Source organism: Stenotrophomonas bentonitica (assembly GCF_002887735.1).
Lineage (GTDB): Bacteria > Pseudomonadota > Gammaproteobacteria > Xanthomonadales > Xanthomonadaceae > Stenotrophomonas > Stenotrophomonas bentonitica_A.
In genome coordinates this window covers 72,794-93,612 of sequence record NZ_PKQP01000008.1, presented here as the reverse complement: position 1 = coordinate 93,612, position 20,819 = coordinate 72,794, and the positions used below count along the sequence as shown (strand labels likewise).

Below are 20,819 nucleotides of genomic sequence, written 5' to 3'. Positions count from 1 at the left end.
ATCGTTCCACGCGTTGCTGCGTGTGCGCCACCTAAGCTGGCATTCCCGTCGCGAAGTTTCTTTTCCCATGACCACAGCACTACATGATCTGGACGCCCTTGAACCCATCGATATCGATGCGCTCAAGGCACAGGGTGTGCCGCCGGTCGCCCAGTACCTGGTGGACCAGGAAAAATTCGTTCTGTTGGGCGGCAAGCGCGGCATCTACCGCTTGGCCGGCGCCGATACGGCGTGCTACTTCACCAGCCTGGACCAGATCCGGCTTCACCTGCTGGGGCAATCATTGACGCGGCTGACGGTGGAGCTGGCCTGAGCGCTCAGATCCCGCCATGGCGAGGCAGCGGCGCAGGCACGTTCAGCTGGCCACCGGCGGCCACATAGGCCGCCAGTGCTTCGCCTTGACTGAGCAGATGGCGGTTCATCATCTGCTCGGCGGCTTCGGCATCGCGGTTGCGGATGCAGGCCATCAGGGCGCGATGCTCGGCCAGTGACTGGGCCATGCGGCCCGGCGTGAGCAACTGGCGGCCGCGATGCATCTTCAGGATGCGGTGCAGGTCGTGGGTGACGCGGATCAGCCACGGGTTGCCGGCATGGGTCTGCAGACTTTCGTGGATCAGATAATTGTTGCGGTAGTACTCGGCCAGATCGCCCGCGGCTGCAGCGACTTCCATGGCATCGTGCAGCGCCTGCAGCTGGACCACGCCCGCTTCATCGATGCGCTTGACCGCTTCATGCACGCAGCGGCCTTCCAGCATGGCCATCACCGGGAACAGCTGGTTGAGGTCTTCCAGGGTCAGCCGGGTGACCCGGCTGCCGCGGCCCGCATCGAGCTGCACCAGGCCCTCAGCGGCCAGCAGTTTCAGGCTCTCGCGCAGCGGGGTGCGGCTGATGCCCAGTTCTTCGGCGAGCAGCGGCTCGTCGATCCATTCGCCCGGTGGCAGTTCGTAGTCGTAGATCTTCTGGCGCAGCCGCTCGGCCACTTCTTCATAAAGCGGCACGCGTTTCTTCGACAGGCGGGGACCAGGGGCCAGGGGCATGGCAGGGCTTCATGGACAGGTGTGCAGCATTCTACCGGGTCACGGCGGGCCTGCCGGTGCAGGCCCGCCGTGTGCTTACATCCAGCCCGGCACGACGAACAGCAGCCATGCCAGCAGCGGACCGAACGCCACCACCAGGCCGCTGTAGACCAGGAAGCGGCGGAACAGGGCTTCGCGCTCTTCCTTCGCCGCCGAGGCAACCACCAGCGCGCCATTGGTCGAGAACGGGCTGACGTCCACCACGGTGGAGGAGATCGCCAGCGCGCAGATCACACCGGCCGCGCTCAGATGCCCCTGCATCAGGAACGGCACCGCCAGCGGGATCGTCGCACCCAGCACCGCCGCAGAAGAGGCGAACGCCGAGACGATGCCACCGACATAGCAGACCAGCAGCGCGCCCAGCAGCGGAATGCCGATCGCACCCACGCCATGGCCGATGTAGTCCACCGCGCCGGCCTGCTGCAGCACGGCCACGTAGGTCACCACGCCGCTGATCAGCAGCACGGTCGACCAGCTGATGCCATCCACCGCGCCCTTCTGCGAGTTCGGCGAGAGCAGGGCAAGCACCACCGCGACGGTGATCGAGACCAGGCCGACGTTGAGGTTGTAGACCAGGGCCGCGATGCCGAGCCCGAGCAGGCCGATCAGGGTGAACACGCGCTCGCGGTTGATGCGCACGTCATCCAGCGCATCGGGATCATTGGAGAGCGTGCCACCGCCGGCCGAGACCAGGGCGCCGTGACCTTCGATCGCAAACTGGCGCGAAGAGGCCTGGCTGCCGGCGACCAGCGGTTCGGTCGCCGTTGGTGCGCGACGCATCAGGGCCAACCCGCCAAAGGCGAAGAAGCAGATGATGCCCATCAGCAGGTTGAAGCCCAAGCTGGTCAGGAACACCGCCATTTCCGTGACTTCCAGGCCGGCCTTCTGCACCACTTGGTTGGTGATGCCGCCATACACGCTGATCGGCGAGAAGCCACCGGCCTGCGCGCCGTGGATCACCAGCAGGCCCATCATCAGCGGGTTTATCTTGTACTGCTTGGCAAAGCGCAGCGCGACCGGGCCGATGATGGCCACCGCGGCCGGGCCGAGCGCGCCGAAGGCGGTCAGCACGGCGGTGACCACGAACATCACCCACGGTATGGCGACGATGTGCCCACGCACCGCCTTGACCGCCCAGTGCACGAGCAGATCGATGGTGCCGTTCTTCTGCGCGATGGCGAACAGGTAGGTGATGCCGACCAGGGTCAGGAACAGGTCGCCCGGGAAGCCGGCCAACACTTCCTTGCCCTCCATCCCGACGAACAGGCCGCCGATGATGAAGGCCAGCGCGAATGCCACGGCACCCATGTTGATGGGCAGGGCCGTGGCCACGATGAACATGATCACCAAGCCGATGATCGTTGCGATTTGCGGACTCATGCGCCCTCCCGAGACACTTGATACGCGTGCAGCATGATGGCGACCCGCCACCCGGGGACTGCTGGTGTTACACCTTTGCGTGGCCCCTCATGCGCGTGCGCATGCGGCGTCCACCCATTCGCGCACGCCCTCCAGCGTGCGGAAATCCTCTACCGAGCGGGCCTGCAGCTGCGGATGCAGCTCGCGTACCCGCCGGCTCAGCGCCGAGCCGGGGCCCAGCTCCAGAAATACTTTTCCGCCGCGCTCCACCGCCTGCGCCAGCACCTGCTGCCACTGCACCGTCCGGGCGATCTGCGCGGCCAGCGTGTGCACCACACGTGCGACATCGACGACGCTGCTCCCGTCGATGCCGGCGAGCAGGCGCAGCCGGGGCGGCTGCAGTGCGGTCTTACCCAGGACCGCTTCGAACGCCTGCGCTGCGGGCGCGAGCAGCGGGGTATGTGCGGGAACATCCACCGGCAATGACACCGTGCGTGCACCGTGCCGGACGGCCGCGGCGGCGGCGGCCTCCAGCGCGCTGCGCAGGCCGCCCAGCACCACGTGGTCCGGGCCGTTGACGATGGCGAGATGGACCGCGTGCTCGGCGCACAGCAGGGCGATCTCGTCGGCCGCCAGGCCGATCACCGCGATCAGGCCGGCGTCGGCCGGCGAGGCGGCGTCCATCAGCGCGGCGCGGCGGGCAGCCAGGTGCAGGCATGCAGTGCTGTCGAAACTACCGGCGATGGCATGCGCGGCCAACTCACCGGCGCTGTAACCGGCCACCGCCGTTATGGTGGGCAATCGGTCGCGTAACGCGGCCCAGCGCGCCAGCGCCGCGGCGCAGACGAGCGGCTGGGCGAGCGCGTTGTGGAAGCGGTGTTCGTCTGCGGCAAGTGCCTCCACCGGCGTGCCCAGCATCGCACTGGCCTGCGCGAGGATGGGCTGGGCACGGGCGTCCTCGCCAACGCGCGCGAACATCCCCGGGTGTTGGCCACCCTGGCCCGGGCAGAGCAGGACCAGGCTCATGCGTGCGCCTGCAGGTGCAGGAACCACGTGCAGGCCAGCAGATCGGCGCTGCCGCCGGGGCTGAGCCGTCGCTGCTCGAATGCGTCACCGATGGCGGCGACACGTTCGGGCCAATCGGCCTGCTGGACACCGCCTGCCGCGAGGAAGCCGCGCGCCTGGTGCTGGGCGAACGCCAGCCCGGCCTCACCCCCGCGGTGCAGGAGATTGAGATCGACCGTGTGGGCGATCAGCGTCATCAGGGTTTCCACCTGCGCCGCTTCGGCATCCTGGGTGGCATCCAGCACGCGTTGCAGGGTCGGCAGGGCCAGCGCGTGCAGCAGCGGGTACCCTGCGGCCGCCTGTTCGCGGACACCCGGCACGGCGTGCCGCCGGCGGGCGCGTTGGCCGGGGCTGTGCGGATTCAACGGGGCCTCCAGCAGCGCCGACCGCCACTGGGCGACACCGCGACATACCGCCTCGCCCGACGGTGCGCCTTCGCCGCTGGCGCGAAGGCGGGCGGACTGTGCGACCAGCAGGCCCAGGCTGAAGATCGCCCCGCGATGCGTATTGATACCGCCGGTGGCGCGCAGCATCGCGGCTTCGGCGGCGATGCCGAGCGTACGCAACGAGGCGAACGGCACTTCGCTGCGGCCCGCGTGCGCGATTGCGACGAAGTAACCGCGCAGCGCGAACAGGCTGCGCAGGAAGGTGCCCGCATCCATGTCGGTGTGACTGCCGCGACTGAACGGCGTGACCAGGCCGGGTTTGGGCGCGCAGGCAAGCTCGGCGTGCAGACTGGCGATGGCCAGGCGGCCGAGACGACGCGCATCGGCAGAGCGGGGCGCAGCGGTGGCCGGCAAGGGCAGCCGAACGGCGTTCATGCGGCGACCTGCCAAGCGGTGAGCGCCTCGCGCGGCACCAGCGAGCATGCATCGTTGCCTTTGACCATCAGTCGCGCGGCGCCGCTGGCGTACTCGCGCCAGTTGACCGCACGGTCACCCGGGAAGCGCAGTTCGCCGTCCAGCCGCGTGGGCGATCGCCGCTCGCAGTGCTGCAGCACGGCGACGATCGTCTCGGCCTGCCCGGTGCCGGTGACGTCCCAGAGCAGGTCAAGATCCGAGCCGTCATGCAGGTAGCCCAGGCCGGTCAGGTGCTGCCACGCCGCGCTGCCGAACACGCGCGGTGCTACCGGTAAGGTGGCCGTTTCGGTGGCAAGGCCGTGCAGCCGGTCGCGCCATCCCGCGCCGATATCCGTCGCGACCTCGGTCAGCAGCGGCGGTGGCGCGCTGCGCAGGACGGCGGACGGATCAACCCGCAGCGACAACCGCTGGCGGTGCTCGGCCAATGGCAGGGGAACGCCCAACCGCAGCTGGTGTTCGTCGCTGGTGGGGTCGCGCCGCGCCACCACGAAGGGCAGTCGCGCCTGTGCCCATGCCCGCAGCCGCGTCTCGGCGCCCGCACTGAGAACCTGCCACGGTGCCTGCGGATCGAGCCAGACCAGGTCGTGACGGCGCATGGCTCAGACCTCGCCTGCGGCCACGGCGGCAGCGACGTCGCGGGCGAGCAGGCGACCGCCACGCGCCGTTCCGCGTTCCCTGCGCTGATCGCCGGTGACCGGCGCCTGCAGCGCTTCGACCAGCGCCTGTGCAAGATCGCCCTCCCAGACGGCCTCCACCGCACCCATGCGCACGTAATTTTCAACGCCCGGCGCGAATACCGGCGAGCTTTGGCTCAGTGCCTGCAGTTTCTCAAGCGGCTGTTTGGTGACGCGCGCCATCGCGCGCAGATCCATCACGCGCACCTGCGCTTCGGGCAGGGCGTAGATGCGGTCGGCCATGAGCCCGAACGAGAGGAAGCCGCCGCTGACCGATTCGCCATAGACCAGACTCACCAGCGGCGCGCCACGGCGGCGGGCCAGATCCAGAGTGCCGGCCAGGTGTGCGAAGTAGCTGTTGATGCCGAGCATTTCATCGCGGCGTGCCAGGCGCTGGCCGGCGGTATCAACCAGCATCACGATCGGCCGCTGCGGATGCGCGCGGGTACTGGCGAGCACGGTGGCAGCCAACGCCAGTGCGTGGTCGACGCCGACCTCCAGCTTGTTCGCGGTACCGATCACGGTGACCTCGCCCACTGCAGTGGTGGCGGTGCCGCCCAGCACATCGTCGTTGCGGGTGACCGCGTGACCCCGCGGGAACAGTGCGTCGAGCAGGGGGGTCAGTTCCATGACAGGCTCCGGTTCCTGGCCGCTTCCAGGAAGTCAGCGGTTTCCAGCAGCGGCAGTTGGTCGGCATCGGCGATGCCCTGCAGGCGCCAGACCTCCAGGCCATCGCGGCAGCCCCCGTAGGCGTTGATACGTGCATCTAGCCGCGTCTGCGCCTGCTCAAGGGCCTGCAACGGGTCGTCGGCCTCGGTGTGGGTGTCGATCAGTGACAGTGCCGCCTGACCAAAGGCGTCGATGCGGTCCGGCACCAGCTGCACGGCATCACCGATCAGGTAGCGGTGCTTGCCGCCGGTGACGCGCCAGACCAGGGCGCGGTCGCGCGAGTCGAACTCCTCCACGCCACGCACGGTCTCGATCACTTCCGGGCCGGACAGCGAGAGCCGGCCTTCTTCGGACATCACCACCGCCGTGCAGCAGCGGGCGACGATGCCCATCCCACCGAAGGCGCCGTTGCCGCTGCCGATCAGTGCAAACACGGGGATCCCGGCGGCACGCGTGGCCAGCACCGCACGCATGATCTCGGAGATGGCCACCAGGCCGGCGTTGGCCTCATGCAGGCGGACGCCGCCACTGTCGAGCAACAGCAGCACCGCATCCGGACGTACCGCGACGGCACGCTCCAGCAGCCCGGTGAGCTTGGCGCCGTGTACTTCGCCGACGCCACCGCCCATGAACTGGCCTTGCTGCGCCGCGATCAGGACAGGACGACCGCTCAGGCTGCCGGCGCCGACCACGATGCCGTCATCGAATGCACCCGGCTGATCCAGCTGCGCCAGGTGCGGGCTGATGATGCGGCGGGCCGGGCCGACGAATTCGCTGAAGCTGCCTGCATCGAGCAGGCCGGCGACCCGCTCGCGGGCGTCTGCTTCGTAGAAACTGTGACTGCTCACGAAGCGTCTCCTTCCTGCAGGGTTTCCAGTGCCTGCTGCAGTCGCAGGCTGACCACCGCCGGCGTGGCACCGGCATCGTTGATCGACAGGCGCACGTTGCGCAGCGGATGCCGCGCGGCGAAATCGGCCAGCACCGCCTGCCAGATCGTGTCGAAGCCGGTGGCCGAGGTGATCACCTCGATCTCCATCGCGCCATCCAGCGGGGTAGGTTCGATCAGCACTTCAAGGTTGCCCGAGGCGACCACGCCGACCAGCGCGTGATGGTCGCGCTCGGTGAGATCGTGCTGCCCGGGGAAGCGATAACGCAGGGTTTCCATGGCGTGCCCCTTACCAGTTGCGGAAGCGTTTGGGCGGGTTGTACAACCCGCCGGACCAGCGCACGAGATCCTTGACCGAGCGCGCGGCGAGCAGGTCGCGGCTGGCATCGCGGGTGCGGATGCCCAGGTCTTCAGGCCGGCGGATGATGCCGCGGTCGCGCAGGTTCTCGACCATCACGCGGTCACGGCCCAGGCCGACTGCCGTGTAGCCGGCCACGCCGCGGATCGCCTGCTCGCGTTCCTCCGGGCTGCGGCACAGCAGCAGATTCGCGATGCCTTCTTCGGTCAGTACGTGGGTGACGTCGTCGCCGTAGATCATCACCGGCGGCAGCGGCATCTTCGCGCGCTCGGCCAGCTCCCAGGCGTCCAGGCGTTCGACGAAGGCCGGCGCCATGTGCTCGCGGAAGGTTTCCACCATCTGCACGACTAGCTTGCGCCCGCGCGGCATCTGCCCCGGCAGCGCCGCTTCCTGGCCGGCCTTGAGCCAGGCCGGGCTGGCATGGCGGCGACCGCGTGCATCCGAGCCCATGTTGGGCGCGCCGCCGAAACCGGCGATGCGGTCGCGGGTGGCGGTGGAACTGTTGCCCTGCAGGTCGATCTGCAGCGTTGAGCCGATGAACATGTCGCAGGCATACAGGCCGGCGGTCTGCGAGAACGCGCGGTTCGAGCGCATGCTGCCGTCACTGCCGGTGAAGAACACATCCGAGCGCGCCTGGATATAGCGTTCCATGCCCAGCTCGGAGCCGAACGAATGCACGGACTGCACGAAGCCGGACTCGATCGCCGGGATCAGTGCCGGATGCGGATTGAGCGCCCAGTGCGTGCCGATCCTGCCCTTCAGGCCCAGTGACTCGGCGTAGGTGGGCAGCAGCAGCTCGATCGCAGCGGTGTCAAAGCCGATGCCGTGGTTGAGTCGCTGCACGCCGTACTCGGCATAGATGCCCTTGATGGCCATCATCGCCATCAGCACCTGGATCTCGGAGATCTGCGCCGGATCACGGGTGAACAGCGGCTCGATGTAGTTCGGGCGCGGCGCCTCGGTAACGAAGTTGACCCAATCGGCCGGGATGTCGACGCGGGGGAGGGTATCGACGATTTCGTTCACCTGGGCGATGACGATGCCGCCACGGAACGCGGTGGCCTCCACGATCACGGGGGTGTCTTCCGTGTTGGGGCCGGTATAGAGATTGCCGTGGCGGTCGGCGGCCTGCGCGGCGACCAGGGCGACCTGTGGGGTGAGATCGATGAAGTAGCGGCCGAACAGTTCCAGATAGGTGTGGATCGCCCCGATCTCGATCCGTCCCTCGGCAACCAGATTGGCCAGCCGGCCGCTCTGCGGGCCGGAGAAGGAGAAGTCCAGGCGCTGGGCGATGCCCCGCTCGAACACATCCAGATGCGAGGGCAGGGACAGCACGGACTGTACCAAGTGCAGGCCGTGCACCTGCGCCGGATCGAGCTGGGCCAGGCACTCGGCCAGGAAATCGGCCTGTTTCTGGTTGTTGCCTTCCAGGCAGACCCGGTCGCCCGGTTCGAGCACGGTGTGCAGCAGGCGGGGAACCTCGGCATGGGGCAGCAAGCGCCCGAGCCCGGCATCGGCGGCCCGCTGCAGCCTTGCCTGGCGGCGATCCGCTAGCGTGTTCCAGTCTCGAGCCATCTGCCGCCTCTTCATAATTACGCTGTAATTACAAAGCTATCACCCGACTTTGGCCGGGGCAAGAGGCCTGAGGAGGCCAGTTCCGGGCCTGTCGTATTCAGTTAGAGCCGGCTCTCCTGGCATCTTCAGCATCCAATGCGCCGAGCATCGCGTTGTCGGTGCCGAGCGTGATGGCTGGCGAACGCGCAGGCAGGTTTGTTCAAAGCGGGCAATACCTTGCTGGAGCGACCTCGGCTCAGCGTTGCTCGGGGCAATGTCGTGCCGCCTTCAAGGCACGCAGATGGAACGCTTGATCAGCCCGCGGCCTTTCCCGCACGCGGCCGCCGCGGCTTCGCCCCCCTCGGCGCCACTTTCGGCGTCGCCACCAACACGCCCCACTGATGCAGATGCTCCATCCCGGACAGCGCATCCAGGTACGCCATGAAATGCGTCAGGTACCCGGGCGAGGTTTCTTTCATCAGCGTCAGGGCCCGATGGACGAGGACGCCGGAATTCAGCGGGCCGCCGTTGGTCGGCACCTGGGCCAGCGATTCTTTCAACTGGCTGGCGTTTCGAAGCGTGGCCCAGCCCGCACGAACGTCGGCCAGCACCGGCAGCTCGGGGTAGGCCGGGTTGTGCTGGCCGGTCAATTCCGTGACCAGCGCCTGCAGACCGATGCGCCCGGGTGACGGGCCCTGCCCAGGCTGCGCCGCGGCGGGCGCCTCGGTAATCCGCTCGGCGTAGCTGGTCACCATCGCATCCAGCTTCGCCTGCAGCAGTGCCCGCACCTCACCGTCGTGCGCCTGCGTGCGGGCATGCAGGGCCTCGATCACGGCAAAGCGCGTGCGGTCGAGCTGGTCGAGCTTGTCCGCTCGCCAACGCTGGAGAATCTCAGCGGTTGCGACGGCGTTACGGGGCATCCGCGGCCTTGCTCGCCCTGGGTTTCGGGATCGGGGCAATTTCCACGCGACGGTTCTTGGCACGGCCGTCTTCGTTGGCGTTGGAGCTCACCGGCTGCTCGGAACCGAACGCCGCGGCAAACACCGCGTCCGACGGCACGCCCTCGGCGATCAGGGTGCGGGTCACGGTCAACGCACGCTCGGCGGAGAGCTCCCAGTTGTCGGCGAAGCGCCAGTTGCCATCGCGCACCTGCTGGTCGTCGGTGAAGCCGCTGACCATCAGGATCTCCTCGCGCGCGGCCAGGTAGCCTTTCAGCGGACCGGCCAGGCTCTTGAGCACTTCCAGGCCCTCCGGCTGCAGCTGGTCGGAGTTCAACGCGAACAGTACGTTGCCGCGGATGCCGATGCGGCCGTCCACCAGCGTGACGCGCCCGGCGGCGAGCGGGCCGGCCAGCGCCTGCTCCAGCGTCTGGCGGCGCTGCACTTCGGCCTGGCGCTGCTTGACCTCTTCATCCAAGCGGTTGGTCAGCTCCAGCTGCAGCGCGACCACGCCGACCAGGATCAGCACGAACGCACCGAGCAGCACCGACATCAGGTCACCGAAGGCGGCCCAGATCGGGGCGCCTCCGTCGGCCTCGACTTCGATCTCGTCGCTCATGCCGAGGCAGCCCCGGCCTTGCTGCCGCGGCGGCCGGCCAGCTGCTGCAGCTCATCGATGATCTGCTTCTGGGACAGCACGCTGAGGTCGATCACCTCACGCGCCTGGGCGACGTAGTAGGCCAGCTGCTCGTCACTGCGGGCCAGCGAACCATCCAGCGAAGCGCCGATCTGGGCCAGGCGCTCGTTGAGGCCGTCGCTGGCGGTGCCGAAGGACTGCACGGCGCTGCCGAGCGCGTCGGCCAGGCTCGCCACTTCCACGGCGCTGCCGGTGACCTGCGCAGCCACGTTGCCGAGCTTGCCGGTCTCCGCTTCGATGTGGTCGGTGAAACGGGTGCCAACGCGCTCGAGCAGTTCGGCCGAGGTGGAGACCAGTGCATCAACGGCGACGCGTTGTTCGTTGGCCGCGTGGTTGACCGCATCCAGCAGGGTCTCCACGGTGGCCAGCAGGCGGCTGCGTTCTTCCAGCGTGGCGGTGTCGCGGACCAGGCTGTCGGAGAGTTTGCCGCGCAGTTCGGCGACGACATCGGCCGCGGCCTTGGGCGCTTCCGAGGCGGCCTGCACCAGCCGCGAGATTTCGCTGATCGTCTCGCTGGCGTGCGCCTGGGCCTGCTGGGTGATGTCATTGGCGGTGCGTGCCAGGGTGTCGCAGATCTCCTGCTGGCGGCTGGCCACGCTGGCGCCGGTCTGTTCCCAGCGCTCGCCGAGGTTGGCGCTCATGCCGGTGAAGGCATCGGTCCAGGCGCGCAGGCGCTGCTGATCGCGTGCTTCCAGGGCGTCCTGCAGCTGGGCATGCGAGTGCTGCATCGCCTCGCCAAGCGAAACCGCCTGCGCCTGCAGTGTGGCGGAAGCGGCATCCAGGGCCTGTTGATGCCGCTCGCTCAGCGCGGTCGCGGCGGCATCCTGGCGGGCCAGCGCCTGCTGCCAGGCCTCGGCGATCTGCGCGGTGGTGGCCTCCATGCGGCTGCCGACCGAATCGATCAGGCCGGTGGCCCGGGCCTGGTGCGTTTCGGTGAAGCTGCCAAGCGCGCTGCGCAGGTCATCCGCAAGGGCGGCATGGGTCTGCTGCTGCGCGGCCTGTGCATCCTGCCAACGGGTGGCCGTCGCGTTGAGTTCGGCCGAGACCGCCTCAAGCAGGGCGCTGGAGCGCTCGCCATGCTGCTCGGCGAAGCGGGCCAGCGCACTGCGCAGCTCGGTCGCCATGGCGGTATTGATCTGCTGCTGCTCGGACTGGGCAGCCTGCCAACCGTCAGCCGTGCTGACCAGCTTCGTGGAGACGGCCTCGAGCAGGCCGAGCGCGCGTTGGTCGTGCTGTGCGGCGAATCCGTCCAGCGCGGCGCGCAGGTCGGCGGTCAATGCAGCATTGGTCTGCTGCTGGCTGTCCAGCGCGGCCTGCCAGGACGCGGCGGTGGCGACACGGCTGGCGTCGAAGCCGTCGGTCAGGCCGGTCAGCTGGCGCTGCACCGCATCGGTCACCGTTTCGTGCATGGCGGCGTTGGCGCGGGCGATGCCGGCCAGGGTGGTGTCCATCACCGGCTGCAGGGCGGCACCGACGGCACGTGCGCTCTCGGCGACACTGTCCTTGAGTGACTCCTTGATCGCGGAGGTCAGGCGGGCGTATTCCTCGTCGGCCTTGGCATGGAAACGCTGCTGGTTGGCCAGCAGTTGCTCGCCCAAGGCGCTGCTCTGCTGTTCGATCGCCGTGGTCATGGCCTGCAGCCGATCCACCAGCGCCGGCATCAGTTCGGCCTGCTGCTGCAGCAGCCGGAAGGCTTCATTGCGCTGCCAGGACTGCGAGTGCGTGTGCAGGGTGGTAGCGATCTCCACGTCCAGCTGCTGTACCGCTTCCAGGCGCTCACGCCGGCACAGCGCCGAGAGCAGGCCGAGCATCGCGGAGGTGGCGACACCGGCGATCGAGGTGCCGAAGGCGACCGCCAGGCCTTCCACCGGCGCGCCCAGCGAGCCGCGGATGGCCTGCAGGTCGGTCGCGCTTTCCAGGGCCAGGCCGGTGCCACGCAGGGTGGCCATCATGCCGAGCAGGGTGCCGAGCATGCCCAGCAGCACCAGCAGCCCGACCAGATAGGGGGTCAGGACCGGGCCGGGCAGGGCGACGCGTTCGCCTTCCACGCGCAGGCGTACCGCATTGCGCAGGCTGGGGTGCAGCTGGCTCAGCCAGGTGGTCAGGCCGGAGCCGGCCGCGCCGGCACTGGCACTGGCCGCGGCGAGCGAGGCGGTCGCCTGCCGGTAGCGGTACAGCTCGAGGCCACCGGCGAGGTAGCACACGGCGATCAGCGCGGCGACAGCGAAACCGACCGGATTGGTGCTGGCATAACCGGCCCCGATCCAGCACACCGCGACAAGGCCAAGCAGGAAAACAACGTAGTGAAGACTGGTTCTGAACATGACGTCCCGGTTAGTGGGTGCGAAGCGCTGCAAGCAGGCCTTCGATCGGTTGAAAACGAATATCCAGCTCGGCCAGCAGCAGGCTCTGCATGTCGCGGCGGAACACCTCCAGCCAGGCCGCGTCGCTGGCGGCATCGCGCAGGCGCTCGAAATGCACCCCGAGCAGCACCGGCACCTTGGCCAACAGGCTGTGTTCGCGGGCGCTGAGGGTCTGCTCCATCAGCGCATCCACCTCGGCCAGCCGCGCCAGCTCGGGTGAGCGGCGGGTCAGCATGTCGCGCAGCCGCCCGCGCAGGCGGCTGGTGGCGCCGAGCATGGAACGCTGCACGGTAACGTAGCGCTCGCGGTACACGGCGAATTCGATGGGCGTTTCGGTCGCTTCGGCCTCGACCGCGCGCCGAACCGGCCTGGAAGGCTCAGGTTCCTGAACAATGGTGGCTTCCAACACCGCGCGGATCCGTTGGCATCCCGCATCCTCGTCGGCATCGAAATCCGGCCCCTCCACCGCAGGCGGCAGCCGCCCATCGAGCGCCTTGGACAAGGTCACCGCCCGCGTCCAGTCCACCCATTCGCTTAGCCGGTCCGACAGGGCCGGGCCCGTCGAGGACAGGTTGCTTTCAGCCAGACGGGCCAGCAGCCGGATGAAGGCCGGGCCCGGGACAGGCGTCCGTTGCGCGGTTTTGGCCATTGTTCCGGTTAAAACGGCGAATTTTACACCGTAATGGCCGCGGGCCGCCGGCGCGCAGGGTTCAGCCACGGCGCCGAGCGCTCCCGGCGCTGCCAGCGCTGCCAGCGCTGGCATGATCTTTGTCAGCGGCGCCTGTGCGCCAACTCAGTCGGTCGGCAACGGCGCGTGCGGCGAGACCAGGCCGTGTTCGCGCAACGCGCTCCAGAACGCCGGCGGAATCGCGACCTTGGCCAACGCAAGATTCTCTGCAATGCGGCCGGGCTGGCTGGCACCGGGAATCACGCCCGCCACGGCCGGGTGCGCCAGCGGGAACTGCAGCGCCGCCGCACGGATGTCCACGCCGAACTGCGCGCCTACCTGCTGCAGGCGCCCGACCCGATGCAGCACGTCGGTACCGGCCTTCTGATACTCGTAATGCGCGCCGCCAGCGAGAATGCCGGAGTTGTATGGACCACCGACCACGATGCGGGCGCCACGCGCTTCGGCGGCCGCCATCAGGCTGGCCAGTGCCTCATCATGATCCAGCAGGGTGTAGCGCCCGGCGAGCACGAAGCCATCCGGGTCGGCTTGCTGCAGCGCCATCACGCAGGGCTCGACCCGGTTGACGCCCAAGCCCCAACCCTTGATGACCCCCTCCTCGCGCAGCCGGGTCAGCGCGGTCGCGGCGCCGGACATGGCCTGGTGGAACACGGCGCGCCAGTTCTCGCCATGGAAATCCTTGGCCGGGTCGTGGATCCAGACGATGTCCAGGCGGTCCGTCTTCAGGCGTTTCAAGCTTTCTTCGATGGCGCGCAACGTACCGTCGGCGCTGTAGTCATAGACGATCTTGTTGGGCAGGCCATGCTCGAACAGGCCGCCTTTCTCGCCCAGGTCGCGGCTGGCGGCGTCTTCGGTTTCATCCAGCAGACGGCGGCCGACCTTGGTACTCAGCACATAGGCATCGCGCGGGTAGTGCTGCAGCGCTTCGCCGAGCCGCCGTTCGGCCAGGCCGGCGCCATACAGCGGGGCGACGTCGAAGTAGCGGATGCCCTGGTCCCACGCGGCGTGGACGGTTGCCAGTGCCTCCTGTTCGGGAATGGCGCGGTACATGTTGCCGAGGGGCGCGGTGCCGAAGCCGACACGGCCGGGAAGGTGAATGCTCATGTGAGGTGGGTACAAAGCGGAAGGCCGCCCAGTCTGCGCGGGGCACTCTGGCTCAAACAGCCGTCGATAAGCGAAAGAGTGTTGCGCGGCGGGCAAGGATCGAGCCGGATCTGCGCGGCGTGGCAACGACGCAGCAGCTATTCTGTCGCCCGATTTCTCAGCGGAGTGCAGCAGATGGGTTGGACAGTAAAGCTCGCGCCGCTGGCGCTGTTGGTGGCGGCCAGCGGTACGACCGCCGCCGCGCCCGTGCCGGCGACCGCCGAAGGGGTCCGGAACGTGCCTGGGTTTGCGCTGCCGCTCTCGCCGTATCTGAGCCCGGAAGCACAGGCAGCCATGCGCAGCGCCGTCGTCAACGGTGATCCGGTCGCGAAGATGGATAACGCCACCGTGCTCAAAGAGCTGGCGACGATCCGCAAGGGCGCCGATGACTGGGCCTACGGCGAGATCAAGGCGCTGCGCGAGCGCTATCCGGTCGAACTGCACCACGAAACCTGGAACGGGGTGCCGGTGGTACGGGTCGAGCCGCGCAGCGCGCCGGCCGATCCGGCGCAGCGTCGCCTGCTGATCGAGCTGCACGGTGGTGCATTCGTGTTCGGCCGCGCCGACAGCATCGGTCTTCTTGAGGCGATCCCGGTCGCCGCGATGACCGGTGCCACGGTTGTCGCCGTAGAGTATCGGCAGGGACCGGAGCATCGGTTCCCCGCCGCCAGTGAGGACGTGGCGGCGGTCTACCGCGCGGCACTGGAAACGCGGCCCGCAGCGCATATCGGCGTGTTCGGCTGCTCGGCTGGCGGCGTGCTGACCGGCGAATCGCTGGCGTGGTTCGCCAAGGAAAAGCTGCCGATGCCAGCAGCGGCCGGGCTGTTCTGCGCCGGTGGCGATGCGCGTTACGGCGGCGATTCGCGCTACGTGGCCGCTGCCGTCACCGATGCACTGCTGCCGCACGCCGATGGCAGCCTGCCGATCATGGAAGACCTCTATTACGGCCCGGTGGACTTCCGTGACCCGCTGGTGTCGCCGGTCTTCTCCGATGCGGTGCTTGCGCAGTTTCCGCCGACGCTGTTCATCACTGCAACGCGGGCAGCCGAGCTGAGCAACGTTTCCTATACCCATTCGCGGCTGGTGGACCTGGGGCGCCAGTCGGACCTGCACGTCTGGGACGGGCTGGGCCACGCCTTCCACCTCGACGCCCGGCTGCCGGAAAGCCAGCAGGCGTACCGGGTGATGGCGCGCTTCTTCGCCCGGCACCTGGACATGGCCCTGCCCGGACCGCCCGCGGAGTAGGGTGCGACGGGGCTGCATACACGATGCATACATCCGTATGCACTGCGCATACATTCGGTTGCCTACGGTGGAACCCGAGTGCACCCGCGCTCGGTTTTCCCCATAAGGAGTAGATGATGAGTCAGCAGATTCCCGAAGGTACCCTGGTCGTTGTAGCCGATGGCGGCTCGGCCCGCGTGTTCACCAACGTCGGCACCGCGCACAAGCTGCAGCTCAAGCAGGAAGGGGAACTGCAGCTGCAGGCCGTGAGCGATACCGGCGCGTCCGGGCAGGGCCCGTCCGGCTCGGTGCCGCAGGAGATGACCATCTCCCAGCTCAACGAGGCCACGTTTGCCAAGCAGGTGGCGGCACAGTTGAATGAAGACGCGTTGAAGAACCGCTACGCGCACCTGATCCTGATCGCCGATCCGCAGACCCTGGGCCGTATCCGTCCGCTGCTGCACAAGGAAACGCAGGAGCGCCTGCTCAAGGATCTCGCCAAGGACTTCACCAATGCGCCGCTGGAGGATATCCAGCGCGCCCTGTCCTGAGACACCGCCCATGGCCTTCGCCCGCGAATACAGCCCGTCCGACATCACTCGTGCCGACATCGACGCGGGCAGCGGATGGATGCTGCTGGAATTCGGCACCGGTTGGTGCGGCCATTGCAGCGCCGCCCAGCCACTGCTGCAGAAGTTTCTCGGTGGCTATGACGCGACGCACCTGAAGGTCGAGGACGGGAAGGGGCGGCCACTGGGCCGCTCCTTTGCCGTGAAACTCTGGCCGACCGTGATCCTGCTGCGCGATGGCCAGGAGATCGCCCGCGCGGTACGGCCGCATGAGCGCGAGGATCTGGCGCCGCTGATTGATGCGCTGGAACGCGGTCCGTAACGGAAGGATGCGGGTCGCGCAGGCCAGCAGGATGCGTCCTCCGATACGTGCATTGGCGCGCAGTACGCCGCGGTTTGGACCTGCTGCGCCTGCGTGCGTTCATCACATGAAAGACCGCTGAAAACGCCTGAAACAGGCTGTTCCACGCGCTCCGGACGAGCAGCGAGGGGAACGCCGGCGTCGTTTGTAGTATCATGGCCCGCTTGATCACCCCCGGGCCATTGCCCGCTTCCGGGTCATCCATCCCGCAGCGTCGCTGAGTCCACGCGGCCGTCCGGGATCGTCTGTTGCAACCCCTCTTCGCGCGTCGCGCTGTGTCATCAGAGGCGGTGTTTCCTGTGCCGTGCGCGGGACCTCGGGCGCCGCGATGGCCTGCTTCCAGGAGAAAGCAGATGCAGGACCTGCATGCCGCACATGCCCATTTCGGCTGGTTCAAACGCCGCCGCCAGATGCACGTCGACGAAGTCACCGTCGTTGATCGCCCGATGCTCAAGAAGGCCGTGGGTGCGGCCGCACTCGGCAACGCGATGGAGTGGTTTGATTTCGGTGTCTATGGCTATCTCGCCGTCACGCTGGGTCACGTGTTCTTCCCCGACAGCAGCCCGACCGCGCAGCTGATCGCTACCTTCGCCACCTTCACCGTGGCCTTCCTGGTGCGTCCACTGGGCGGGCTGGTGTTCGGGCCACTCGGCGACAAGTACGGCCGCCAGAAAGTGCTGGCCTTCACCATGATCCTGATGGCGCTGGGCACCTTCAGCATCGGCTTGATTCCCTCCTATGACCGCATCGGCATCTGGGCCCCGGCACTGCTGCTGCTCGCCCGGATCGTGCAGGGCTTCTCCACCGGTGGCGAGTACGGGGGTGCGGCGACCTTCATCGCCGAGTACTCGACCGACCGCAACCGCGGCCTGATGGGCAGCTGGCTCGAGTTCGGCACGCTGGGCGGCTACATCGCCGGCGCGGGCACGGTCACCGCGCTGCACATGGCGCTGAGCAGCACGCAGATGCTGGACTGGGGCTGGCGCATTCCGTTCCTGGTGGCCGGTCCGCTGGGCCTGCTCGGCCTGTACATGCGCATGAAGCTGGAAGAGACGCCGGCGTTCCGTGCGTACGCCGAAGAGGCCGAGAAGCGCGATCACGAACGCCCCGGCCTGGGTGCGCTCTTCCGCGTGCATTGGGCGCAGCTGCTGATCTGCGTTGGCCTGGTGCTGGTGTTCAACGTCACCGATTACATGCTGCTGACCTACATGCCCAGCTACCTCAGCGTGACGATGGGCTATGCCGAGAGCAAGGGGCTGCTGCTGATCATCATCGTGATGCTGGTGATGATGCCGCTCAATGTGCTGGGCGGGTTGTTCAGTGATCGCCTGGGCCGCCGCCCGATGATCATCGGTGCCTGCATCGCCTTGTTCCTGCTGGCGATCCCCTGCCTGAAGCTGGTCGGCAGCGGCAATGACTGGTTGATCTTCCTGGGCCTGATGCTGCTGGGCGTGGCGCTGGTGTGCTTCACCAGCTCGATGCCGTCCACGCTACCGGCACTGTTCTATACCCCGGTGCGCTACAGCGCGCTGTCGATCGCCTTCAATGTGTCGGTCTCGCTGTTTGGTGGCACCACGCCGCTGGTCACTGCGTGGCTGGTGGAGCGTACCGGTGATCCGCTGGTGCCGGCGTATTACCTGATGGGGGCGGCGGTGATCGGTGTGATCACCATGCTGTTCGTGCGCGAGACCGCCGGCATGCCGCTGCGGGGGTCGCCGCCGGCGGTGGCCAGCGAAGCCGAAGCCCGTGCCCTGATGCGCAGCGATGAGCCGGTCACGGTGGATGTGACCCAGCCGACGCTGCCGGTGGCAGCGGTGCCGGAAGATGCGCGCCCGGCGTAACGCCGGTCCGGTCCGGTCACCCACTGCGCCGCCATGGCGCCGGCCAGGAGGGCCGGCGCCGGTAACACCCGCACCGCAACATGTCAGCCCGATCGGCCAGTGCTAGGATCAACCCCACCTGAATCGATCTAAATTCAACGCCATGACAAAAACGGGGACGGTACGGTGGTTGGGGCTCGCGGTAGGGGCGATGTTGGTGGCCGGCACCGCCACGGCGGCACCGGCGAAGGTCGGCGAGCGCGCGTACGCGGCGGTGGATCCGTTCATCGGCACGGCGGGCGAGGGCCATACCTATCCCGGCGCCACGGTGCCGTTCGGCATGGTCCAGCTGAGCCCGGATACCCGCATCCAGCCGCGCGAGAAGGCCTATGGCTGGGCCGCAGGGTATCGGCATGACGACAGCAGCATCGTCGGCTTCTCGCATACGCACTTCTCCGGCAGCGGCCATTCCGATCTTGGCGATGTGCTGCTGATGCCGGTGCGCACCGATGCCAGCCTGGAGCGGGGCGACCCCGACAAGCCCGGCAGCGGCTACACCTCGCGCTTCCGCCACGACGACGAGCGCGCCGAGCCAGGCTACTACGCGGTCACGCTGGATGATCCGAAGGTGCGCGCGGAGCTGACCACCAGCACCCGCGTCGGCGTGCACCGCTATACCTACCCGGCCAACCAGCCGGCGCGCGTGCTCCTGGACCTGCGCACCAGCCTCTACGATTACCCCGGCAAGATCCTGTGGTCGCGGCTGCGCGCCCGCGAGGACGGCACCATCACCGGCTTCCGCGAGACCCGCGGCTGGGCGCCGGGCCGGGAGCTGTATTTCGCGATGCGTTTCTCCCGGCCGCTGACCGGTCACGAGTTCCACAACACCGAGACCGACATCGCCTACAAGGGCTTCCCGCCGCCGGGGCACCAGAGCCCCGCGCAGCGTGCGCAGATTGAAGGGCGCCAGCTGGTCGGCACCTTCGATTTCGGCAAGCTGGATACACCGCTGGTGGTGACGGTGGCGATTTCCTCGGTCAGCGAGGCCGGTGCGATCGCCAACCTGGAAAGCGAAGTGCCCGGCTTCGATTTCGACCGCGTCCGCGCCGAGGCAAAAGCGCAGTGGTCGCAGGCGCTGTCGGTGCTGGATATCGACGGCCCCGAGCATGACCGCCGCAGTGCCTATACCGCGCTGTACCACAGCCTGCTCGGGCCGACCGTGTTCATGGACAGCGATGGCCAGTACCGCGGCTCGGACAACGCCGTGCATCGCGCCGAGGGCTACACCAACTATTCGACCTTCTCGCTGTGGGATACCTACCGCGCCCTGCATCCGCTGCTGACCCTGGTGCAGCCGGAAAAGCGCAACAGCGATTTCATCAATTCGCTGCTCGCACACCAGCACAACAGCGCCTACGGGATGCTGCCGGTGTGGGCATTCCACGGTCAGGAAACGTGGTGCATGATCGGCTACCACGCGGTGCCGGTGATCGCCGATGCCTACCTCAAGGGCATCCGTGGTTTCGATGAGAACAAGGCACTGGCCGCCATGGTGGCGACCGCCAACTACGGTCCGTACGACGGCATCGCGCAGTATCGCGAACTGGGCTGGGTGCCGATCGATGAAGAAGGCGAGGCCGCCAGCAAGACGCTGGAGTACGCCTTCGACGATTGGACCATCGCGCGCATGGCCAAGGCCATGGGCAACACGAAGGTCGCCGGCGAGTTCGAGAAGCGCGCCACGAACTGGCGCAATGCGTTCGACAAGGACACCGGCTTCATGCGCGCGCGCAAGCGCGATGGCAGCTTCCGCACGCCGTTCGACCCGAGCGCCAGCGGCTACGGCACCGATTACACCGAAGGCAATGCCTGGCAGTACTCCTGGTACGTGCCACACGACGTGGCCGGTCTGGCCGCCGCGCACGGGGGCAGCGATAAACTGCTGGCCAGGCTGGATGAGGTGTTCGAGGCCAAGGTCGACCCGTCGATCTTCGAGCACATGGAAGACATCACCGGCCTGATCGGCTGGTATGCGCACGGCAATGAGCCCAGCCACCACGTGGCGTACCTGTATGCCCATGCCGGCCAGCCATGGCGCACCCAGGCGCGGCTGAAGCAGATCATGGACACCCAGTACGCCGACCGCCCCGATGGCCTGGCGGGCAATGACGATCTCGGCCAGATGTCGGCCTGGTATGTGTTCACTGCACTGGGCTTCTACCCGGTGGCCCCGGGCAGCGGCGAGTACATCATCGGCCGTCCGTTCCTGCCCAGGGCGGCGCTGCACCTGCCCAACGGCAAGACCTTCACCATCGTCACCGAAGGGCTGGGCAAGGGCCACGACTACGTCGGCTCGGTCACCCTCAACGGCCAACCGCTGCAGCGCACCTTCCTGCGCCACGGCGAGATCCTGGCCGGCGGCGAACTGCGCTTCACGCTGCAGGCCGAGCCGAACAAGGCCTGGCCGGGGCAGGGCGCCGAGCAGCCGTACTCGATGTCCCGCTGACGGGTGACC

20 protein-coding genes are annotated in these 20,819 nt (G+C 67.9%); 6 read left to right on the top strand and 14 right to left on the bottom strand.

Annotated features, from left to right (window positions below):
* The first annotated feature begins 67 nt into the window (after positions 1-67).
* Entirely contained in the window at positions 68-313 is a 246-nt protein-coding gene (locus tag C0R07_RS14780) for a hypothetical protein (protein WP_019184591.1), read from the top strand.
* A 4-nt stretch (positions 314-317) separates the two neighbouring features.
* Here the strand turns inward: C0R07_RS14780 and C0R07_RS14775 are convergent, their stop codons facing one another.
* From C0R07_RS14775 to C0R07_RS14710, 14 genes are all read right to left on the bottom strand, one after another.
* On the bottom strand, positions 318-1,037 hold the full coding sequence (locus C0R07_RS14775; protein ID WP_070473998.1) for a GntR family transcriptional regulator: 720 nt from the start codon (positions 1,035-1,037) through the stop codon (positions 318-320).
* Positions 1,038-1,112: 75 nt separating this feature from the next.
* Positions 1,113-2,456 (bottom strand): SLC13 family permease, encoded by a 1,344-nt coding sequence (locus C0R07_RS14770; protein ID WP_019184589.1) that lies wholly within the window; start codon positions 2,454-2,456, stop codon positions 1,113-1,115.
* A gap of 87 nt (positions 2,457-2,543) precedes the next feature.
* The gene (mdcH, locus tag C0R07_RS14765; protein ID WP_102789281.1) at positions 2,544-3,461 is read right to left on the bottom strand and encodes a malonate decarboxylase subunit epsilon; all 918 of its coding nucleotides are present in this window, start codon (positions 3,459-3,461) and stop codon (positions 2,544-2,546) included.
* Positions 3,458-4,321, bottom strand: a complete 864-nt coding sequence (gene mdcB, locus C0R07_RS14760) for a triphosphoribosyl-dephospho-CoA synthase MdcB (RefSeq protein ID WP_070474002.1) — start codon at positions 4,319-4,321, stop codon at positions 3,458-3,460. Before mdcB ends, mdcH begins: the two co-directional genes overlap by 4 nt.
* Positions 4,318-4,956: a malonate decarboxylase holo-[acyl-carrier-protein] synthase gene (gene mdcG, locus C0R07_RS14755; RefSeq protein WP_070474004.1), complete on the bottom strand. Its 639-nt coding sequence runs from the start codon at positions 4,954-4,956 to the stop codon at positions 4,318-4,320. Before mdcG ends, mdcB begins: the two co-directional genes overlap by 4 nt.
* Before the next feature lie 3 nt (positions 4,957-4,959).
* Entirely contained in the window at positions 4,960-5,664 is a 705-nt protein-coding gene (gene mdcE, locus C0R07_RS14750; RefSeq protein ID WP_102789279.1) for a biotin-independent malonate decarboxylase subunit gamma, read from the bottom strand.
* Entirely contained in the window at positions 5,655-6,551 is an 897-nt protein-coding gene (locus C0R07_RS14745) for a biotin-independent malonate decarboxylase subunit beta (protein ID WP_102789278.1), read from the bottom strand. The genes mdcE and C0R07_RS14745 overlap by 10 nt, the downstream gene beginning before the upstream one ends.
* A complete protein-coding gene (gene mdcC, locus C0R07_RS14740; RefSeq protein ID WP_019184583.1) occupies positions 6,548-6,868 on the bottom strand; it encodes a malonate decarboxylase acyl carrier protein in 321 nt (106 codons plus the stop codon). Before mdcC ends, C0R07_RS14745 begins: the two co-directional genes overlap by 4 nt.
* 10 nt (positions 6,869-6,878) lie before the next feature.
* Positions 6,879-8,522 carry a malonate decarboxylase subunit alpha gene (mdcA, locus tag C0R07_RS14735; protein WP_070474010.1) on the bottom strand — a complete coding sequence of 548 codons (1,644 nt, stop codon included), beginning with the start codon at positions 8,520-8,522 and terminating at the stop codon, positions 6,879-6,881.
* Positions 8,523-8,815: 293 nt separating this feature from the next.
* Positions 8,816-9,421 carry a DUF2894 domain-containing protein gene (locus tag C0R07_RS14730; RefSeq protein ID WP_102789277.1) on the bottom strand — a complete coding sequence of 202 codons (606 nt, stop codon included), beginning with the start codon at positions 9,419-9,421 and terminating at the stop codon, positions 8,816-8,818.
* On the bottom strand, positions 9,411-10,058 hold the full coding sequence (locus C0R07_RS14725; RefSeq protein WP_070474014.1) for an OmpA family protein: 648 nt from the start codon (positions 10,056-10,058) through the stop codon (positions 9,411-9,413). Before C0R07_RS14725 ends, C0R07_RS14730 begins: the two co-directional genes overlap by 11 nt.
* Positions 10,055-12,460, bottom strand: coding sequence for a DUF802 domain-containing protein (locus C0R07_RS14720; RefSeq protein ID WP_102789276.1), 2,406 nt, complete (start codon positions 12,458-12,460; stop codon positions 10,055-10,057). Before C0R07_RS14720 ends, C0R07_RS14725 begins: the two co-directional genes overlap by 4 nt.
* A 10-nt stretch (positions 12,461-12,470) precedes the next feature.
* Positions 12,471-13,148, bottom strand: a complete 678-nt coding sequence (locus C0R07_RS14715) for a DUF3348 domain-containing protein (RefSeq protein ID WP_102789275.1) — start codon at positions 13,146-13,148, stop codon at positions 12,471-12,473.
* Positions 13,149-13,292: 144 nt separating this feature from the next.
* Positions 13,293-14,291, bottom strand: a complete 999-nt coding sequence (locus tag C0R07_RS14710; RefSeq protein ID WP_070474020.1) for an aldo/keto reductase — start codon at positions 14,289-14,291, stop codon at positions 13,293-13,295.
* A 174-nt stretch (positions 14,292-14,465) separates the two neighbouring features.
* Here C0R07_RS14710 and C0R07_RS14705 point away from each other — a divergent pair, with 174 nt between their 5' ends.
* The 5 genes from C0R07_RS14705 to C0R07_RS14685 all read left to right on the top strand — a co-directional run bounded on the left by C0R07_RS14705 (position 14,466) and on the right by C0R07_RS14685 (position 20,810).
* Positions 14,466-15,575: an alpha/beta hydrolase fold domain-containing protein gene (locus tag C0R07_RS14705; RefSeq protein WP_070474022.1), complete on the top strand. Its 1,110-nt coding sequence runs from the start codon at positions 14,466-14,468 to the stop codon at positions 15,573-15,575.
* A 116-nt stretch (positions 15,576-15,691) separates the two neighbouring features.
* Positions 15,692-16,105: a host attachment family protein gene (locus tag C0R07_RS14700; protein WP_019184575.1), complete on the top strand. Its 414-nt coding sequence runs from the start codon at positions 15,692-15,694 to the stop codon at positions 16,103-16,105.
* Positions 16,106-16,115: 10 nt separating this feature from the next.
* Entirely contained in the window at positions 16,116-16,445 is a 330-nt protein-coding gene (locus C0R07_RS14695; RefSeq protein WP_019184574.1) for a thioredoxin family protein, read from the top strand.
* 392 nt (positions 16,446-16,837) lie between these two features.
* Complete coding sequence (gene proP, locus C0R07_RS14690) at positions 16,838-18,325, top strand: glycine betaine/L-proline transporter ProP (protein ID WP_070474024.1); 1,488 nt, start codon at positions 16,838-16,840, stop codon at positions 18,323-18,325.
* Between the two features lie 142 nt (positions 18,326-18,467).
* Complete coding sequence (locus C0R07_RS14685; RefSeq protein WP_102789274.1) at positions 18,468-20,810, top strand: GH92 family glycosyl hydrolase; 2,343 nt, start codon at positions 18,468-18,470, stop codon at positions 20,808-20,810.
* Positions 20,811-20,819: the final 9 nt, after the last annotated feature.

Excerpts from the sequence above, each read along its gene's own strand:
- C0R07_RS14780 (WP_019184591.1), top strand. The coding sequence starts at position 68 with ATGACCACAGCACTACATGATCTGGACGCCCTTGAACCCATCGATATC.
- C0R07_RS14775 (WP_070473998.1), bottom strand. The coding sequence starts at position 1,037 with ATGCCCCTGGCCCCTGGTCCCCGCCTGTCGAAGAAACGCGTGCCGCTT.
- C0R07_RS14770 (WP_019184589.1), bottom strand. The coding sequence starts at position 2,456 with ATGAGTCCGCAAATCGCAACGATCATCGGCTTGGTGATCATGTTCATC.
- mdcH (WP_102789281.1), bottom strand. The coding sequence starts at position 3,461 with ATGAGCCTGGTCCTGCTCTGCCCGGGCCAGGGTGGCCAACACCCGGGG.
- mdcB (WP_070474002.1), bottom strand. The coding sequence starts at position 4,321 with ATGAACGCCGTTCGGCTGCCCTTGCCGGCCACCGCTGCGCCCCGCTCT.
- mdcG (WP_070474004.1), bottom strand. The coding sequence starts at position 4,956 with ATGCGCCGTCACGACCTGGTCTGGCTCGATCCGCAGGCACCGTGGCAG.
- mdcE (WP_102789279.1), bottom strand. The coding sequence starts at position 5,664 with ATGGAACTGACCCCCCTGCTCGACGCACTGTTCCCGCGGGGTCACGCG.
- mdcC (WP_019184583.1), bottom strand. The coding sequence starts at position 6,868 with ATGGAAACCCTGCGTTATCGCTTCCCCGGGCAGCACGATCTCACCGAG.
- mdcA (WP_070474010.1), bottom strand. The coding sequence starts at position 8,522 with ATGGCTCGAGACTGGAACACGCTAGCGGATCGCCGCCAGGCAAGGCTG.
- C0R07_RS14730 (WP_102789277.1), bottom strand. The coding sequence starts at position 9,421 with ATGCCCCGTAACGCCGTCGCAACCGCTGAGATTCTCCAGCGTTGGCGA.
- C0R07_RS14725 (WP_070474014.1), bottom strand. The coding sequence starts at position 10,058 with ATGAGCGACGAGATCGAAGTCGAGGCCGACGGAGGCGCCCCGATCTGG.
- C0R07_RS14720 (WP_102789276.1), bottom strand. The coding sequence starts at position 12,460 with ATGTTCAGAACCAGTCTTCACTACGTTGTTTTCCTGCTTGGCCTTGTC.
- C0R07_RS14715 (WP_102789275.1), bottom strand. The coding sequence starts at position 13,148 with ATGGCCAAAACCGCGCAACGGACGCCTGTCCCGGGCCCGGCCTTCATC.
- C0R07_RS14710 (WP_070474020.1), bottom strand. The coding sequence starts at position 14,291 with ATGAGCATTCACCTTCCCGGCCGTGTCGGCTTCGGCACCGCGCCCCTC.
- C0R07_RS14705 (WP_070474022.1), top strand. The coding sequence starts at position 14,466 with ATGGGTTGGACAGTAAAGCTCGCGCCGCTGGCGCTGTTGGTGGCGGCC.
- C0R07_RS14700 (WP_019184575.1), top strand. The coding sequence starts at position 15,692 with ATGAGTCAGCAGATTCCCGAAGGTACCCTGGTCGTTGTAGCCGATGGC.
- C0R07_RS14695 (WP_019184574.1), top strand. The coding sequence starts at position 16,116 with ATGGCCTTCGCCCGCGAATACAGCCCGTCCGACATCACTCGTGCCGAC.
- proP (WP_070474024.1), top strand. The coding sequence starts at position 16,838 with ATGCAGGACCTGCATGCCGCACATGCCCATTTCGGCTGGTTCAAACGC.
- C0R07_RS14685 (WP_102789274.1), top strand. The coding sequence starts at position 18,468 with ATGACAAAAACGGGGACGGTACGGTGGTTGGGGCTCGCGGTAGGGGCG.